16 protein-coding genes are annotated in these 16,304 nt (G+C 60.9%); 6 read left to right on the plus strand and 10 right to left on the minus strand.

Going from position 1 to position 16,304, the window contains the following annotated elements:
* Positions 1–106 precede the first annotated feature (106 nt).
* Positions 107–739 carry a TetR family transcriptional regulator gene (locus tag MJP36_RS27210; protein ID WP_090367101.1) on the plus strand — a complete coding sequence of 211 codons (633 nt, stop codon included), beginning with the start codon at positions 107–109 and terminating at the stop codon, positions 737–739.
* A 5-nt stretch (positions 740–744) separates the two neighbouring features.
* Here MJP36_RS27210 and MJP36_RS27215 read toward each other — a convergent pair whose 3' ends face one another.
* On the minus strand, positions 745–1,242 hold the full coding sequence (locus tag MJP36_RS27215) for a C40 family peptidase (RefSeq protein WP_090367103.1): 498 nt from the start codon (positions 1,240–1,242) through the stop codon (positions 745–747).
* Positions 1,243–1,519: 277 nt separating this feature from the next.
* Between MJP36_RS27215 and ureE the strand changes: the two genes are divergently transcribed.
* From ureE to MJP36_RS27240, 5 genes are all read left to right on the plus strand, one after another.
* Positions 1,520–2,020 carry an urease accessory protein UreE gene (ureE, locus tag MJP36_RS27220; RefSeq protein WP_060755073.1) on the plus strand — a complete coding sequence of 167 codons (501 nt, stop codon included), beginning with the start codon at positions 1,520–1,522 and terminating at the stop codon, positions 2,018–2,020.
* Complete coding sequence (locus MJP36_RS27225; protein WP_090367105.1) at positions 2,017–2,691, plus strand: urease accessory protein UreF; 675 nt, start codon at positions 2,017–2,019, stop codon at positions 2,689–2,691. The genes ureE and MJP36_RS27225 overlap by 4 nt, the downstream gene beginning before the upstream one ends.
* Before the next feature lie 24 nt (positions 2,692–2,715).
* Entirely contained in the window at positions 2,716–3,330 is a 615-nt protein-coding gene (gene ureG / locus MJP36_RS27230; RefSeq protein WP_003188109.1) for an urease accessory protein UreG, read from the plus strand.
* 22 nt (positions 3,331–3,352) lie between these two features.
* Complete coding sequence (locus MJP36_RS27235) at positions 3,353–3,925, plus strand: HupE/UreJ family protein (protein WP_104995367.1); 573 nt, start codon at positions 3,353–3,355, stop codon at positions 3,923–3,925.
* A 181-nt stretch (positions 3,926–4,106) separates the two neighbouring features.
* Positions 4,107–5,225, plus strand: coding sequence for an AGE family epimerase/isomerase (locus tag MJP36_RS27240; protein ID WP_244384515.1), 1,119 nt, complete (start codon positions 4,107–4,109; stop codon positions 5,223–5,225).
* Here the strand turns inward: MJP36_RS27240 and MJP36_RS27245 are convergent.
* The 9 genes from MJP36_RS27245 to amaB form a co-directional block, all read right to left on the minus strand.
* A complete protein-coding gene (locus MJP36_RS27245; RefSeq protein WP_060755077.1) occupies positions 5,197–6,102 on the minus strand; it encodes a cation diffusion facilitator family transporter in 906 nt (301 codons plus the stop codon). The two genes, MJP36_RS27240 and MJP36_RS27245, sit on opposite strands and share 29 nt — an antisense overlap.
* A 197-nt stretch (positions 6,103–6,299) precedes the next feature.
* Entirely contained in the window at positions 6,300–7,064 is a 765-nt protein-coding gene (locus MJP36_RS27250) for an SDR family oxidoreductase (protein WP_090367112.1), read from the minus strand.
* Positions 7,065–7,847: 783 nt separating this feature from the next.
* Entirely contained in the window at positions 7,848–8,564 is a 717-nt protein-coding gene (locus MJP36_RS27255) for an ABC transporter ATP-binding protein (protein WP_060755079.1), read from the minus strand.
* On the minus strand, positions 8,561–9,436 hold the full coding sequence (locus tag MJP36_RS27260) for an ABC transporter ATP-binding protein (protein ID WP_060755080.1): 876 nt from the start codon (positions 9,434–9,436) through the stop codon (positions 8,561–8,563). Before MJP36_RS27260 ends, MJP36_RS27255 begins: the two co-directional genes overlap by 4 nt.
* A complete protein-coding gene (livM, locus tag MJP36_RS27265; protein WP_060755081.1) occupies positions 9,433–10,710 on the minus strand; it encodes a high-affinity branched-chain amino acid ABC transporter permease LivM in 1,278 nt (425 codons plus the stop codon). The genes MJP36_RS27260 and livM overlap by 4 nt, the downstream gene beginning before the upstream one ends.
* A gap of 2 nt (positions 10,711–10,712) precedes the next feature.
* Positions 10,713–11,627, minus strand: coding sequence for an ABC transporter permease subunit (locus tag MJP36_RS27270; RefSeq protein WP_010213575.1), 915 nt, complete (start codon positions 11,625–11,627; stop codon positions 10,713–10,715).
* Positions 11,628–11,827: 200 nt separating this feature from the next.
* Positions 11,828–12,961, minus strand: coding sequence for a branched-chain amino acid ABC transporter substrate-binding protein (locus MJP36_RS27275; protein WP_161547778.1), 1,134 nt, complete (start codon positions 12,959–12,961; stop codon positions 11,828–11,830).
* Positions 12,962–13,335: 374 nt separating this feature from the next.
* Positions 13,336–14,619, minus strand: a complete 1,284-nt coding sequence (gene amaA, locus MJP36_RS27280; protein WP_060755082.1) for an L-pipecolate oxidase — start codon at positions 14,617–14,619, stop codon at positions 13,336–13,338.
* A 143-nt stretch (positions 14,620–14,762) separates the two neighbouring features.
* Positions 14,763–16,253 carry an L-piperidine-6-carboxylate dehydrogenase gene (amaB, locus tag MJP36_RS27285; RefSeq protein WP_244384516.1) on the minus strand — a complete coding sequence of 497 codons (1,491 nt, stop codon included), beginning with the start codon at positions 16,251–16,253 and terminating at the stop codon, positions 14,763–14,765.
* Between the last annotated feature and the right edge of the window lie 51 nt (positions 16,254–16,304).

The raw sequence follows: 16,304 nt of genomic DNA on the forward strand, positions 1-16,304 counted from the left end.
GCTTTTATATAGACCGCGTCACGCATTGTTCTCGCCAAGTTCGACGCCGGCAAAGCGCTTTTGCTAGAGTGCGTCGCTGTACTTGCCGACTTAAGCCCTCCCGCCCATGCTGCCCCGCGCCGAACAGAAGCAACAGACCCGCCTCGCCCTGATGGATGCAGCCCGCCATCTGATGGAGGGTGGCCGAGGGTTTGGCAGCCTGAGCCTGCGCGAAGTGGCCAAGAAGGCGGGGATCGTGCCTACCGGCTTCTACCGCCACTTTGCCGATATGGACCAACTTGGCCTGGTGTTGGTGAGTGAAGTGGGCCAGACCTTCCGCGCCACGATTCGCCTGGTACGCCACAACGAATTCGTGATGGGCGGCATTATTGACGCCTCGGTACGTATCTTTCTGGACGTGGTGTCGGCCAATCGCTCACAGTTCCTGTTTCTGGCACGCGAGCAATACGGTGGTTGCCTGGCCGTGCGCCAAGCCATCGGCGCACTGCGCGAAGACATCACCCGCGACCTGGCGGCGGACCTCACCCTGATGCCCAAGCTGCAACACCTGGATGCCGAAGGCTTGCATGTGATGGCCGACTTGATCGTCAAGAGCGTCTTCGCCACCCTGCCCGACATCATTGACCCACCTGCCCATGCGTTGCCCGCGCACCTCACGCCCCAGGCGAAAATCACCCAGCAATTGCGCTTTATCTTTATCGGCTTGAAGCACTGGCAAGGCCTGGGCAGCACCGAATGACGCCATCAGCCCGCTGAGTGAAAGCGCTTGGCCGTGGTGTAGTTCTTGTTCCAGTAGCGGTTGCTCAACGAGTCGATGCGGATGTTCTTGCCGGTGCGCGGCGAATGGATGAACTTACCCTCGCCTATATAAAGGCCGACATGGCTGACCTGACCGCGCCCATTGCCTTTGAAAAACACCGCGTCGCCAGGCTTGAGGGCGTTGCGTTTGATGGTTGGAGCCGAGGAGCGGTGCATCGCGGCCGTGGTGCGGGGGATCTGGATCTGGGCTTCTGTCTTGAACAGGTAGACCAGGAAACTGCTGCAATCGAAGCCCTGTTGCACTGACGTGCCCCCCCATTTGTACGGCGTGCCCAATAGTTCATGAGCGCGGTCGACGATATCGTCGATTGCCGTTTCCTTCAGCGAGGTACTGAAGCTGGGGTGGGGCTGCAACGAAGCCGAAGCCGATGAGATGACAAAAGACAGGCTGATGAGTACTAAACAACACAATGATCTAAACATGATGAACGTCGCAGTGGATTAAACACGACGCACAGCCTAATGATCATGTCGGTAACGTCTTGAACGGCAAATCCTGAGTACCTGTAGGACAAATCCGAAAACGCCCATGACGGGTGCGCCAAGCCTATCAACGCACCAAATTGGACCATTCTCAGAATATTCCGACGCCCTATTAGGTGGCGCCGCCGTACTTACTTACAGGCAATTCCTACTTCCCATCCAGGTTGGCAAGCCCCTTGCTCTAGCTGTTTCATCGCTCTTAGCCGGAAGCTTTCTGATGCTGGTGATCCACCGCCGAATCGCCCCCCAAGCCCTCTGGGCCGCCGAGTTGCTGCTGAATTTTGAAGCGCGCAGCAAAAGCCGCCTGCGCTGTTTCAGTGCCGACGGTGAAGACGTCGGCCTTTTCCTGGAGCGTGGCCAGCCCCCGTTGCACGATGGCGAATTCCTGCAGGCCGAAGACGGACGCGTCGTACGCGTGTGCGCCAGGCCTGAACAACTGCTGCACGTCACTTGCAGCAGTGCCTTTGAACTGACGCGGGCGGCTTACCACCTGGGCAACCGCCATGTGGCGCTGCAGGTCGGGGACGGCTGGTTGCGTCTGCTCGATGACTACGTGCTCAAGGCCATGCTCGAACAACTGGGGGCGCAGACGCAAACCATCGAAGCGCCCTTTCAGCCGGAGCACGGTGCCTACGGCGGTGGCCATCACCACTCGCGCCATGGCGATGAGGATTTCAACTACCCGCCCAAACTGCACCAGTTCGGCGTGCGCCCATGAACCCAGCCTGGGCCTTGCTGCGCCTGGCCAGTCCGCAATTGCCGATTGGCGGCTACAGCTATTCCCAGGGCCTGGAAATGGCCGTGGAAAATGGCCGTGTGAAGGATGCGGCCAGCGCCCAGCGATGGATCAGCGACCAGTTGCTGCTTAACCTCGCCCGCTTCGAAGCACCGCTGCTGCTCGCCCATTGCAACGCTGCCGCCGCACAGGATTGGTCGCGCCTCACGCAGCTATGCGAAGAACATCGCGCCAGCCGTGAGACCCGCGAGCTGTATCAGGAAAGCCGCCAGATGGGCTATTCCCTGCAACAACTGCTCAACGGCCTGCCCGAGCTGGATGCCGCCGCCCGTACATTTCTTGAGCCGTGCGCCGAACCGCATCTGGCCTTGGGCTGGGCGCTGGCGGCACGCGCCTGGCACATTAGCCCCGACGACGCCCTCGCCGCCTGGCTGTGGAGCTGGCTGGAAAACCAATTAGCCGTGCTGATGAAAACCCTGCCCCTGGGGCAGCAGGCCGCTCAACGCCTGACCAGCGAACTGCTGCCGTTGCTGCAACAAGCCCAGCAGGATGCCACGCATATCGACCCCAACCACTTCGGCAGCGCCGCGTTCGGCCTGTCCCTGGCGTGTATGGCCCACGAACGCCAGTACAGCCGCCTGTTCCGTTCCTAGGAACGGTTTATTTTGGAGAGACACATGAACACACAACCCCTGCGTGTCGGCATCGGTGGCCCGGTGGGCTCCGGCAAGACCGCGCTGACCCTGGCCCTGTGCCTCGCGCTGCGCGACCGCTACAACCTGGCGGTGGTCACCAACGATATCTATACCCGCGAAGACGCCGACTTCCTGGTACGCAACCAAGCCTTGGCGCCTGAGCGCATCATCGGCGTGGAAACCGGCGGCTGCCCGCACACGGCGATTCGTGAAGATGCCTCGATCAATCTGGAAGCGGTGGACCAGCTCAACCGTCGCTTTCCTGGCCTGGACCTGATCCTGGTGGAGTCCGGCGGCGACAACCTGTCGGCGACCTTCAGCCCGGAACTGTCGGACCTGACCATCTATGTCATCGATGTGTCCGCCGGCGACAAACTGCCGCGCAAAGGCGGGCCGGGCATCTGCAAATCCGACTTGCTGGTGATCAACAAGATCGACCTGGCGCCGCTGGTGGGCGCCTCGCTGGAGCTGATGAACAGCGACACCCAGCGGATGCGCAACGGTAAACCCTTTGTGTTCAGCAACCAGAAAACCGGCGTCGGCCTGGATGACATCGTCGCCTTTATCGAACGTCAGGGTTTGCTGACCGCCGCCTGATCATCCCTTTAAGGAGCCTGTTATGAGCCTCAAGAAACTTTTCGCCGCCGCCAGCCTGCTGCTGGCCCCCGCCCTCGCCTTCGCCCACCCGGGCCATGGCGACAATGGCCTGGTGGCCGGCATCAGCCACCCACTGGGCGGTATCGACCATTTGCTGGCCATGGTTGCGGTCGGCCTATGGGCAGCGCAGCAAACAGGCAATGCGCGCTGGGCACTGCCTTGTACCTTTGTCGGCACCATGCTGATAGGTGGCTTGCTGGGCTTCGAAGGGCTGCAGTTGCCGGCACTGGAAAGCGGGATTGCCGCCTCGGTGCTGGCATTGGGCCTGGCCGTTGCACTGGCGGTGCGGCCGCCATTGTTCGTGGCCGTGGGGGCGACGGCGCTGTTTGCGTTGTTCCATGGCGTGGCGCATGGCTTGGAACTGCCGGATATGTCCAGCCCTTGGGCGTATGCGGCAGGGTTCGTCGGTGCGACCGCTGCCCTGCACGCTGCCGGTTATGCGGTGGTGCGCTTCCTGCCGGCGGCGGCCGCGCCGTTGGTGCGAGTCGCCGGTGCGGCATCGGCGGCGACGGGGGTTTGGCTGCTCGCCGGCTGAATATTGCAGTGCCTGTATAGGCGTCATCGGGAGCAAGCCCCCTCCCACACTCGACACGGTTCCAACTTTGAACACCGTTAGTGTGGGAGGGGGCTTGCTCCCGATAGCGGTAGACCGGACACCACAGAACCCAAGCCTGCTACCATGCGCGCCTACACCCCTGCCGTGACGACGCCAGCTGATGCCCATCGCTTCCCAACCCTCCTTGAATTCTGTGCTCACGCACTTCCATGACCTGATCGTGCCACTCTGGCAAGGCCCGGGCTGGAATGCCGACTTGGCGCTGCCCTACGAGGCGCTGGACGCCGATCACCGGCCACTGCCCCCGCAACGCTACCGCGCCATGGCCTGCGCCCGGCAGTTGTACCTGTTCGCCAGCCTGATCGGCGAGCCGGGCGCCGCCTTTGCCCAAGAGCGTGCAGCGGCGCTGTTCCGCTCCCTGCAACGGCATTTCCATGACGCCGAGCACGGTGGCTGGTTCTACAGCATCGACCCGACCGGCCAGCCGCTGGACAAGCGCAAAGACCTGTACACCCACGCCTTCATCATCTTCGCCTGCGCCCACTACTGGGCCAAGGTGCGCGAGCCGTTGGTCGAATCCGTGCTGGATGCCGCCCTGTCAGTGGTCGCCGAACGTTTCGCTACCGGCGACGGCCTGTACGAAGCGGTCTTGGAGCGCAACTGGTCATCCCTCAAATCCGGCCCGTTGCAAAACCCGCTGATGCACCTCGCCGAAGGCTTCCTCGCGACGCTGGCGGTGCGTGAAGATGCAGTCACCCAAGATGCGCTGCTGGATTTGGCAGGTGCGCTGCACAAGCGCTTTATCGATCCTCAGCACGGCGTGATGATGGAAAAACCGCTGGGAGCTGTGGATAACTGGTTTGAGCCGGGGCACCAGTTCGAATGGTTCTTTTTGCTGGAGTCTTCACCCGTACTGCGCGGCACGCCGCTGCATGCAGCGTTGTCGCGGGCATTTGCCTACGCCGAACTCAAGGGTGTGGATAAAGCCAGCGGCGCGGTCAGCGGCATGCTTGCCCTCGACGGCCATGTGCGCGACGGCACCCAACGGATCTGGGCCCAGGCCGAATACCTGCGGGCCCTGACCCTGCGACCGGGCAGTGAGGCAGTGTTGCTACGCCAGTTGCTGGCGCTGCAACAACACTTCCTGCATGACAAAGGCTGGCATGAATGCCTGGATGCCAAGGGCGACGTGAGCCGACGGGACATGCCGTCGACCACGCCCTACCACTTGGCGACCTGCTACCAGGGCCTCATGCAATCCACTTGCGATCTGCGGTAAAGCTGATCGTCAGCCAGCGCGCCGCATCCGGCGTGCCGAGCCCTGTGGATATCTCTTCGCGCAGCCGATCCAGCGTCGCGATGTTATCCACCGGGTAATCCGCCGGCAGTACCACATGAATCTCGATAAACCGTGCACGCCCGTGCTTCTGTACGTAAGACACGTAGTCGTCGAAACCATGTCGGGCCTGCGCCGCGTCCATCACTTCGCGCACGGTGTCGTCCAACTGGTCCGGTGCGATCCCCAGCACCTCGCGCAGCGCCGGGCGCAGGATCTTCAAGGCCGGGGCCAGCATGCTCAGGGCCAGCAGGATCAGAATCAATGGGTCGACATACACCGCCCACTCGCCATAGCCCTGGGACTTGAGCAACAGGGCAGCGAGAAAGCTGATCAACAAGCCCACCGACAGCATCGCGTCCACCAGCCAACTGATGTTATCGAACTGGATCAGTGACGATTTCAGCCGGCGATTGCGATAGCGCACGTAAAAAAAGTAGGCGAACTCGACGACGGTAAACACCGCCGCATAGAGGATCACCAGCCCCAACTCGATCTCACGCCCGCCATTGATAATGCCGAACACACCGTTGAGAAACGCGTAGATGGCGATCAGCAGCAGGAAGCTGCCTTCGATCAGCAGCACCATCGGCTCCAGGTGCCAATAACCGAACTGGAAACGCTCGTTGCTTTTTTTCGCGATCAGCTTGGCCGTGATCAGCATCAACACCTTGATGGCGGTGGCGATCAGCGAGAAAAAGCCGTCGAATAGAATGGATTGGGCGCCAGAAATCACACCAGTGACAATCCCGGCGATCGCAACGGCGAACATCAGGATGGTCGATTGTTTGAGCAGTGCCTGCTCACCTCGGTTACTCACATTTCCTCCCGTCAAAACCTTTAAACCGCACAGTGCGGAGGGGTTTTCAGGGGTGGAGTGTACCTTATGTCGTGTTTTGGCCGATTTGACGCCATCGGGGGCAAGCCCCCTCCCACATTCGACTGAGTTTCAACTTTGAAATACGGTCAAGTGTGGGAGGGGGCTTGCTCCCGATAGCCGCGACACGGTCTGACGCCTTACTTGGCCCCGCGCTCAATCGCAAAACCCGCCCAGGTCTGGCTCACCGGCATCAGCTCCAGGCGGTTGATGTTCACATGCGCCGGCGTGTTCAACACCCAGAAAATGGTATCGGCAATGTCCTGCGGCTGGATCGGCTCGGCACCCGCATAGGTAGCGTCGTACCGTGCCTGGTCACCGCCGAAGCGCACCAGCGAGAACTCACTCTCACACAGGCCCGGCTCGATGTTGGTCACACGCACGCCAGTGCCTTGCAGGTCGCAGCGCAGGTTCAGCGAAAACTGCTTCACGAATGCCTTGGAACCGCCATACACATGGCTGCCCGGGTACGGGTAGTTACCGGCGATGGAGCCCAGGTTGATGATGCCGGCGCCACGCCCGTAGGCGATCAAGCGTGGCAACAGCAGGTTGGTGGTGGTCAACAGGCCTTTGATGTTGGTGTCGACCATGGTTTCCCAATCGTCGAGGTTGCACTTGGGCGCAGGATCGGTGCCCACGGCCAGGCCGGCGTTGTTGATCAGCCCGCGCAGCTTGGCGAACGACGGCGGCAGGTTGGCGATGGCGTCTTCCATGCCCTTGCGGTCCCGTACGTCCACCACCAGGCCATGTACTTCAGTCTGCTTGGAAAGCTCTTCGACCAGCGCGTTCAAGCGGTCGGCACGACGCCCCGTGAGCACCAATTTCCAGCCGGCGTCGGCAAAACGACGGGCACAAGCTTCGCCAAAACCTGAAGTGGCGCCGGTAATAAACAGCGTGTCGGACATGGTGTTCTCCTTGCGGGCATCGGGAAAAAAGTTGCCAGCAGAATGCCCTTACCCCGACGTTGCAGCAACCATTAAGCAAACAACTTCACGCACAGTTGATCACTTTTTAACCAACCCCAGCAAACCCTTACAAACCGTGGCCTGCAGCCATATGCACGCAGGTTATCCACAACTGCACCCACAGTCTTTGGGGGCAAGTAAAAAACCGCTCAGGCCGCTCAATACAAGGGCTCCAGGGAGTTTTAGAAAGTTTTTTGCTTGACCTGGACCAAGGCGTATGTAGGCCCTGGTTGAAGGAAAAAGTTCGAGCGATGGCTCCAGGCCAGTCATTTCGGCCTCTGCGGCGGTCTTTCCAGAGTTTAATCACAGACTTATCCACAGGTTTGATCAACACAAAACGGTCATATACCTGTGTCTTTAAACAGGTTGACAAACCCCTTGGGCGGTCGCGAAAAAGTCCCTGATCAAAAAACAATCGACGCACTGCAGGCCACGCCGTTAAAGGCTTTCAGCCAGCTACTCCCACGTTACCCACAGCCGGTTCCACAGCCGATGGGGACAAGTCAAAACTGTGACAAAACAGGGATTTGCGGCGGCTATATGTCGCGCTTTGGGAGGTGGCTGGATTTGTTTTCCACAATTTGGTCGAGTGCCTGTGGACACCTGATCGTTCCCACGCTCTGCGTGGCAATGCATCCGAAGACGCTCCGCGTCCAAAGCGTGACGCAGAGCGTCACAAGAGGCGCTCCCACGCGGAGCGTGGGAACGATCAGATGACGGGGATCAGTGCCCGCCCAGGTAGGCGTTGCGCACTTCCTCGTTCACCAACAGCTCTTTACCGGTACCTGTGAGGCGAATCTCCCCATTGACCATCACATAGGCGCGGTCCGACAGGCGCAACGCATGGTTGGCGTTCTGCTCCACCAGGAAGATGGTCATCCCGGTGGACGCCAGCTCGCGCAGGGTGGAGAAGATCTGCTTCACCACAATCGGCGCCAGGCCCAGGCTCGGCTCGTCGAGCAGCAACAGCTTGGGCCGGCTCATCAGGGCGCGGGCGATGGCGAGCATTTGTTGTTCACCACCCGACATGGTCATGGCGCGCTGGTTACGGCGCTCCTTGAGTCGCGGGAACAGCTCGAACATGCGCTGCATATCTTCCTGCGCGTACTTGTCGCCAATCGGGATAGTGCCCATCAGCAAGTTTTCCTCGACGGTCATGTCGGGGAATACTCGCCGCCCTTCCGGCGACTGCGCGATGCCGTTGGAGGCAATGTAGTGCGAGGACTTGTGGGTAATGTCGACGCCGCTATAAAGAATCTGCCCCGACTCGGCCCGTGGCTGGCCGAAGATCGACATCAGCAGTGTGGATTTACCCGCACCGTTGGAGCCGATCAGGCTCACGGTTTCGCCTTCGTTGATGTGCAGCGAGACTTTCTTGAGGGCCTGGATCGGGCCGTAGTAGACGTCCAGGTCCTTCATTTCGAGGATGGGTGCGCTCATGCCAGTTCCTCCTCGTCGGCGCCCAGGTAGGCGGCAATCACTTTCGGGTCGTTGCGGATCGCGTCCGGCCCACCTTCGGCAATCACGTTACCGTGGTCGAGCACCACGATGTGGTCGGAAATGCTCATCACCATGCCCATGTCGTGTTCGATCAGCACCACCGTGAGGTCGTGTTCGTCGCGCAGCAGGCGAATCATCGCGCTGAGGGCTTCGGTTTCCTGGGGGTTGAGGCCGGCTGCCGGTTCGTCCAGGCAGATGATCTGCGGCCGTGTGCACATGGCGCGGGCGATTTCCAGGCGGCGCTGCTGGCCATAGGAAAGTTCGCCGGCCAGGCGGTTGGCGCAGTCCACCAGGTCCACCACTTCAAGCCAGTAGAACGCATGGTCCAACGCGTCGCTTTCGGCCTTGCGGTAGCCCTTGGTGTTGAGGATGCCCGCGAGCATGTTGCGGTTGACCCACATGTGCTGGGCCACCAGCAGGTTTTCCACCACCGACATTTCCTTGAACAGACGAATGTTCTGGAAAGTCCGCGCCAAACCTGCGCGGTTCACCAGGTGGGTGCCACCGAACATCTTGTAGTACACCCGGCTGAAGAAGCTTTTCGGCGATACGAAGTCGACAGGCTGGAAGCGCTCGCCGAGCAACTGGATGACGTTGGTCTGCTTGCCACGCACGTTGAGTTCGATCTTGCCGCCGCTGGCTTTATAAAAGCCAGTGAGGCAGTTGAACACCGTGGTCTTGCCCGCACCATTGGGGCCGATCAGGGCGAAGATCGAGTTGCGTTCGACCTTGAGACTCACATCGCTCAAGGCCTTGATGCCACCGAAGTGCATCATCAGGTTTTCCACGGACAGCACGATTTCCTTGCTCATGGTGCGACCCCCTTGCGTGGCGTCACACCCGTGCGGCTGATCCGAATCAAGCCGCGTGGCCGCCAGATCATCATCACCACCATCAACACGCCAAACAGCAGCACGCGGTATTCGGAGAAGCTACGCAGCAACTCCGGCGCGACCGTCAGCACGAACGCCGCAATGACCACGCCCACCGTCGAGCCCATGCCGCCCAAGACCACGATGGCCAGGATCAGCGCCGACTCGAAGAAGGTGAACGACGACGGGTTGACGAAACCCTGGTAGCTGGCAAAGAACACCCCGGCCAAACCGGCCGTGGAGGCACCGATGGTGAACGCCGAGAGCTTGACCAGTACGTGGTTCAGGCCCATGGAGCGGCAGGCGATCTCGTCTTCGCGCAAGGCTTCCCAGGCGCGACCGACCGGCATGCGGGTCAGGCGGTGCTTGATGTACAGCACGGCCAGCACCACCAGGAACAGCACGATGTAGATGAACATGAACTTGATGTTGGCGTTGTAATCGATACCGAAAAACTCGTGAAACGGAACCCCGCCGTCCTTCGCCTTGCGGCCGAACTCCAGGCCGAGGAAGGTCGGTGATGGCACCGGCATGCCGTTCGGGCCACCGGTGAACGACAGCCAGTTGTTCAGCACCAGGCGGATGATTTCACCGAAGCCCAGGGTCACGATGGCCAGGTAATCGCCGTGCATTCGCAACACCGGGAAGCCGAGAATGCACCCCGCTAATGCCGCCGCGATAGCCGCCAGTGGCAGCACCGACCAGAACCCCAGCCCCAGGTATTGATAACCCAGCGCCAAGCCATAGGCACCGATGGCGTAGAACGCCACGTAACCCAGGTCGAGCAGACCGGCCAGGCCCACCACGATGTTGAGGCCCAGGCCCAGCAATACGTAGATCAGCCCGAGGATCACCACGGTCAGCAGGTATTTGTTGGCGAAGATCGGGAACACGATGGCAATCACGATCAGCGCCGGGATGATCCAGCGCAGCCGCGACTTGTAGTCCGGCGCCAGCACGTGCACGCCGGAACCACTGGTCTCGAAGCCCTGCAGAATCTTCAGGCCCTTGGAGGTTTGCAGGAACAGGCTCATGGCGAAGCGGCCGACCATCACAATGGCGACCAGCAAGCCCACGCGAGCCGGTTCCAGGTTGAAGCTGTAGCCGTCGAGGACCACGCCGACGATGGGGCCGAACACAACCAGCGCAATCAGCCCGGCAAGGACCGTATCGACCACGCTTTTCTTGATATCGATAGATTTGGCAGCAGACATGTTTACACCTTCGCCACAAGTGGGCGACCAAGCAGGCCCTGAGGACGGAAAATCAGAATCACCACCAGCAGGGAGAAACTGAACACGTCTTTGTAGTCAGAGTTGATCAACCCCGAGAACAACGACTCGGAGATACCGAGGATGATCCCGCCCAGCATCGCCCCAGGCAGGGAGCCGATGCCGCCGAGTACCGCTGCGGTGAACGCCTTGATGCCGATGATGAAGCCGGCATAGAAGTCGAAGGTGCCGTAATTGAGCGTGATCAGCACGCCGGCCAGCGCGGCCATGGCGGCGCCGATGACGAACACGTAGGAGATCACCCGGTCGGTGTTGATGCCCAGGATCGAGGCCATCTTGCGGTCTTGCTGGGTGGCGCGGCACATGCGGCCGAGCTTGGTGTACTTGATCACATAGGTCAGCAGGGCCATGCCCGCGAAGGCGGCGACCAGGATGAAGACCTTGGTGTACGTGAGCTGGACGAACCCGCTGCCGATGTCGACACGCCAGGCCCCGGCCAGCAGGGTGGGAATACCTTGTTGCTTGGCGCCCTGGGCGATCTGCGCGTAGTTCTGCAGGATCAGGGAGATGCCGATAGCGCTGATCAGCGGTGCCAGGCGGGTGGAGTTACGCAGGGGTTTGTAGGCGACACGCTCGATGACCCAACCGTACACGCCGGTGACGACCACGGTGAAGATCAAGGTGCCGAGAATGAGCAGCGGAAAGGATTCGATGCCGAAGTAAGCCAGCAGTGCCAGACTGATCGCCGCGAGGTAAGCGGAAATCATATAAACCTCGCCGTGGGCGAAGTTGATCATGCCAATGATGCCATAGACCATTGTGTAGCCGATGGCGATCAGGCCATAGACCGACCCGAGGGTCAGGCCGTTGACCAGTTGCTGCAGGAAAATACCATCCATAACGCAATCTCACGCGGTGAGCACCTGCACACCGGTGGGTGTGCGGCACTTCTGGAGGAAAAGACAGATCTTGATGACAACACCACTCCCCTGTGAGAGGGGCTTGCTCCCGATGGCGGTGGATCAGGTTTGAACAGGCTGACTGACACACCGCGATCGGGAGCAAGCCCCCTCCCACATTGGAGCTGTGGTGCTAATGCTTACTTCTGTTTTTCCAGCTGGTGGTATTTGCCGTCTTTATCCCACTCGTAAACCACGTAGTCGGAGACCTTCAGGTCGCCCTTGGCATCCCAGGCTTTTTCGCCCATGACGGTTTTCACCGGGTGAGCCTTGAGCCACTTGGCGGCGTCTTCGCCCTTGTTGGACTTGGCACCGTTGAAACCGGCGGCCAGGGCCTGGATCGAGGCATAGGCGTACAGGGTGTAGCCTTCAGGCTCGTAACCGGCCTTACGGAACTCATCCACCACGGCCTTGCTGTCAGGCAGCAAGCGCGGATCGGCGCCGAATGTCATGAGCACGCCGTCTACGTACTGGTTGCCACCGGCTGTTTTCGCCAGTTCGTCGGTCACTACGCCGTCATCGGACATGAACTTGGCTTTGAGGCCCGCTTCACGAATCTGACGAACCAAAGGACCGGCTTCCGGGTGCAGGCCGCCGAAGTACACAACGTCGGCGTCCAGGGAGCGGATCTTGGTCACCAGGGCGCTGAAGTCTTTCTCGCCACGGGTCAGGCCCTCTTCCAGCACAGGCTTCACGCCGCGCTTGGTCAACTGGGCGGAGGTAGCGTCGGCCAGGCCCTTGCCGTAGGTGTCCTTGTCGTTGATGACTGCGACTTTCTTGCCCTTGAGCACGTCGACGATGTAGTCGCCGGCGACGATACCTTGCTGGTCGTCCCGCCCGCACATGCGGAACATGGCGCCCAGGCCGCGTTCGGTCACTTGTGGGTTGGTGGAGCCTGGGGTGATCGCGATGATGCCCGCTTCGTCGTAGACCTCGGAGGCCGGGATGGTGTTGGACGAGCAGAAGTGCCCGACCACGCCGATCACTTTGTCCTGGTCCGCCAGGCGGTTGGCCACGGCCACGGCCTGCTTGGGCTCACAGGCGTCGTCACCGGCGACCAGCTTGATCTGTTCGCCGTTGATACCGCCCGCCTTGTTGATCACATCGGCCGCCGCTTGGGCACCCTTCATGTACTGCTCACCGAAAGCTGCGTTGGCACCCGTCATCGGGCCGGCCACGCCAATCTTCACATCAGCTTGAACAAACGTAGAAACACCCAGCGCCGCTGCGACGGCGAGAGCCAGGAAACCTTTCTTGTAAAACGTCTGGGACATGAGTGGTGCTCCGATATTTTTGATTTTTGGCACGACAACTTGCATTCAAACTTTCCACTGAAAGCCCAGAGCAAGGCGCGTGCCATTACGTTTTTATTCTTCAAAAAGACACGGTGTCATTGTTATCACGGGTGTTTCGCCGCCTTTCGCCAGGACGTGCAACCGTCTAGCGTCAGGAGGTGCAACCTTTCACCGCAAAAAGTACAACCCGAGCAGGTCGCACCTGCAACCAGACGGATAAACGACAGTTCCTACACCTGTAACAACGTGCGTAACGGAACTGCACATTTACAGTGCGCGATTGCTACGACTTGCACCAATACAGATTAGTAGCCGGCTAAGAAAATGCAGGCTTTTGACAGGTATCTCGCCGATCAGATCACGATCCGCAGGCACTGCCCCGCGTGATACAGCGAGAATCCGGCTTCATACAGGCAACTGCGCAGGCCCACCCCGACCAACGGCTGCATCGGCGCAAAGGGAATCGGCAACGCCTGGGGATCCTGGTGACATAAATAGTCGGCGAACGCCTTGCCGACCACGCTACCGGTGGTCACACCACGCCCGTTATAACCCGTGACGGCCACCAGGCCCGGCGCAGGCTCGAACAGGCGCATCAAATGGTCCGGGGTGAAGGCAATACAGCCAGTCCAGGTGTATTCCCACTGCACCGATTTGAGGTACGGGAAGTAATGCTGCTGCACCCGATCGGCCCACGCCTTGAGGAACCACGCCGGCTTCTGATTGCCGTTGCCCAGGCTGCCGAGCAACAGGCGGCCGTCGGCGTCGCGGCGGATACTGCTCAACACCTGGCGGGTGTCCCATGAACCTTGCCCACCGGGCAGAATCTGCTCGGCAGCAGCATCGGTCAGCGGCGCGGAGGCGACCTGATAGTAGTAGCCGGGGAAAAAATTGCGCCGCAGCTCAGTCCACTCACCTTCGGTGTAGGCATTGGAAGCGATCACCACCTGTGCAGCCTGCACAGAGCCCTGCGCGGTCTGTACCGACCAGTGTGAACCTTGGCGCTCGAGCTGGGTGACCGGCGAATGGTCGAACAACTGCCCACCCAGGCCAACCGCGGCATTCGCCAATCCGGTGGTATAGGCCATTGGATTCAAGGTGCCGGCACGCCGATCCAGCAGCGCGGCGGCAATCTTGCGGGTGCCCGTGGCGCGCTCGCACGCCTGCCCGGTGAGCAGCTCAACCGGCGCGCCACGGCGCTTCCATTGTTCTTCACGACTGCGCAAATCCGCCTCGCCACGCGCGTTGTGCGCCATGTGCAAGGTGCCCTCGCGGCGCAATTGGCAATCGATGTTGTATTTGTCGACCAGGCTGAACACCAGGGACGGTGCTGCGCCCAGCATGCGGTTGAGCTGGCTGCCCACCGCTTCGCCGAAACCGGCTTCGATTTCGTCCGGAGGAATCCACAAACCGGCGTTGACCAGCCCGACGTTACGCCCCGAACCACCATGGCCGGTGCGATGGGCCTCCAGCACGGCAACGCTCTTACCCTGTTCCAGCAAGTGAATGGCGGCCGACAAACCAGTGATGCCGGCGCCGATCACACACACATCCACCTTGACCTCGCCCTTGAGCGCGGCACGATCCGGCCGGCCGGGGGTGAGGTATTCCCATAAACATGTTTCGCGTAGTGCCATTGCCAGACTCCGGGATGAATTCACCACCGCTCGTTCCCACGCTCTGCGTGGGAATGTAGCCCTGGGCGCTGCGCGCCCGCTTCAGGTCGTGACGCGGAGCGTCACAGGATGCATTCCCACGCGGAGCGTGGGAACGATCATCATCAGTCGAAGGTGATGCCCTGTGCCAACGGCAATTCCAGCGAGTAGTTCACGGTGTTGGTCTGGCGACGCATATAGCCGCGCCACGCATCCGAACCCGACTCACGCCCGCCGCCGGTTTCTTTCTCACCGCCAAACGCGCCGCCGATTTCCGCGCCGCTCGGGCCGATGTTGACGTTGGCGATCCCGCAATCACTGCCCACCGCCGACATGAACTGTTCGGCTTCACGCACATCCGTGGTGAAGATGCACGACGACAACCCTTGCGGCACGGCGTTGTTCAGGCGCAGGGCCTCGTTGAAGTCGCTGTAGCCGATCACGTACAGGATCGGCGCAAAGGTTTCGCTGCACACCACGTCGCTCTGCTCGGGCATTTCCACGATGGCAGGCGATACGTAATAGGCGTTGGGGAACTTGTCCTCCAACTGACGCTTGCCGCCGAACACCTTGCCGCCCTCGCTCAGGGCCTGCTCGAGCGCGTCCTGCATATTTTCAAAGCTGTGTTTATCAATCAGCGGGCCGATCAGGTTGCCTTCCAGCGGGTGGCCGATGCGCACTTTGGCATAGGCAGCCTTGAGGCGGGTGACGATTTCTTCCTTGACCGACTCATGGGCGATCAGGCGGCGCAAGGTGGTGCAACGCTGGCCGGCGGTGCCGACCGCACTGAACAGGATGGCGCGCACGGCCATGTCCAGGTCGGCGCTCGGGCCGAGGATCATCGCGTTGTTGCCGCCCAGTTCGAGAATGCTGCGGGCAAAGCGTGCGGCGACTTTGGGCGCCACTTCGCGGCCCATGCGGGTGCTGCCGGTAGCGCTGATCAGAGCCACGCGCGGGTCATCCACCAACGCGGCGCCAGCATCGCGGCCACCGATGATGACTTGGCTCAGGTAGGGCGGCGCATCGTTGAAATGCTTCAGGACGCGCTCGAACAGCGCCTGGCAGGCCAGGGCGGTGAGCGGGGTCTTTTCCGACGGTTTCCAGATCACCGCGTTACCGCACACCAACGCCAGGGCCGTGTTCCACGCCCACACCGCCACCGGGAAGTTGAACGCGCTGATCACTCCGACCACGCCCAGCGGGTGCCAGGTTTCACGCATGTGGTGGCCGGGGCGCTCCGAGGCAATGGTCAAGCCGTACAGCTGGCGGGACAGGCCGACGGCGAAATCGCAGATATCGATCATTTCCTGTACTTCACCCAAGCCTTCCTGGGTGATCTTGCCCGCTTCCCAGGAGACCAGTTCGCCCAGGTCGGCCTTGTATTCGCGCAGCACGTCGCCGAACTGGCGCACCAGCTCGCCACGACGCGGGGCCGGCACCTTGCGCCAGGCTTCGAATGCATGCTCGGCGCGACTGACCTGTTGCTCCACCTCGGCGGCACCTTCCCAATGCACGCTGCCGAGACGGCTGCCATCAATCGGCGAATGCACGGGTTGTTTACCCGACTGGTACAACGCCGGGTCTACCCCGAGGCGATCAAGCAATGCGGCAACCATGGGTCGCTCCTTCAATCTGCAGACAGAAAATTCGCGCCGCGCCCAGCACGG

It is taken from the genome of Pseudomonas palleroniana (genome assembly GCF_022836895.1).
In the GTDB taxonomy this organism is placed as follows: Bacteria; Pseudomonadota; Gammaproteobacteria; order Pseudomonadales; family Pseudomonadaceae; genus Aquipseudomonas; species Aquipseudomonas palleroniana.

Bases quoted from the DNA above. Each gene is read 5' to 3' on its own strand.
- MJP36_RS27210 (WP_090367101.1), top strand. From the start codon at position 107: ATGCTGCCCCGCGCCGAACAGAAGCAACAGACCCGCCTCGCCCTGATG.
- MJP36_RS27215 (WP_090367103.1), bottom strand. From the start codon at position 1,242: ATGTTTAGATCATTGTGTTGTTTAGTACTCATCAGCCTGTCTTTTGTC.
- ureE (WP_060755073.1), top strand. From the start codon at position 1,520: ATGCTGGTGATCCACCGCCGAATCGCCCCCCAAGCCCTCTGGGCCGCC.
- MJP36_RS27225 (WP_090367105.1), top strand. From the start codon at position 2,017: ATGAACCCAGCCTGGGCCTTGCTGCGCCTGGCCAGTCCGCAATTGCCG.
- ureG (WP_003188109.1), top strand. From the start codon at position 2,716: ATGAACACACAACCCCTGCGTGTCGGCATCGGTGGCCCGGTGGGCTCC.
- MJP36_RS27235 (WP_104995367.1), top strand. From the start codon at position 3,353: ATGAGCCTCAAGAAACTTTTCGCCGCCGCCAGCCTGCTGCTGGCCCCC.
- MJP36_RS27240 (WP_244384515.1), top strand. From the start codon at position 4,107: ATGCCCATCGCTTCCCAACCCTCCTTGAATTCTGTGCTCACGCACTTC.
- MJP36_RS27250 (WP_090367112.1), bottom strand. From the start codon at position 7,064: ATGTCCGACACGCTGTTTATTACCGGCGCCACTTCAGGTTTTGGCGAA.
- MJP36_RS27255 (WP_060755079.1), bottom strand. From the start codon at position 8,564: ATGAGCGCACCCATCCTCGAAATGAAGGACCTGGACGTCTACTACGGC.
- MJP36_RS27260 (WP_060755080.1), bottom strand. From the start codon at position 9,436: ATGAGCAAGGAAATCGTGCTGTCCGTGGAAAACCTGATGATGCACTTC.
- livM (WP_060755081.1), bottom strand. From the start codon at position 10,710: ATGTCTGCTGCCAAATCTATCGATATCAAGAAAAGCGTGGTCGATACG.
- MJP36_RS27270 (WP_010213575.1), bottom strand. From the start codon at position 11,627: ATGGATGGTATTTTCCTGCAGCAACTGGTCAACGGCCTGACCCTCGGG.
- MJP36_RS27275 (WP_161547778.1), bottom strand. From the start codon at position 12,961: ATGTCCCAGACGTTTTACAAGAAAGGTTTCCTGGCTCTCGCCGTCGCA.
- amaA (WP_060755082.1), bottom strand. From the start codon at position 14,619: ATGGCACTACGCGAAACATGTTTATGGGAATACCTCACCCCCGGCCGG.
- amaB (WP_244384516.1), bottom strand. From the start codon at position 16,253: ATGGTTGCCGCATTGCTTGATCGCCTCGGGGTAGACCCGGCGTTGTAC.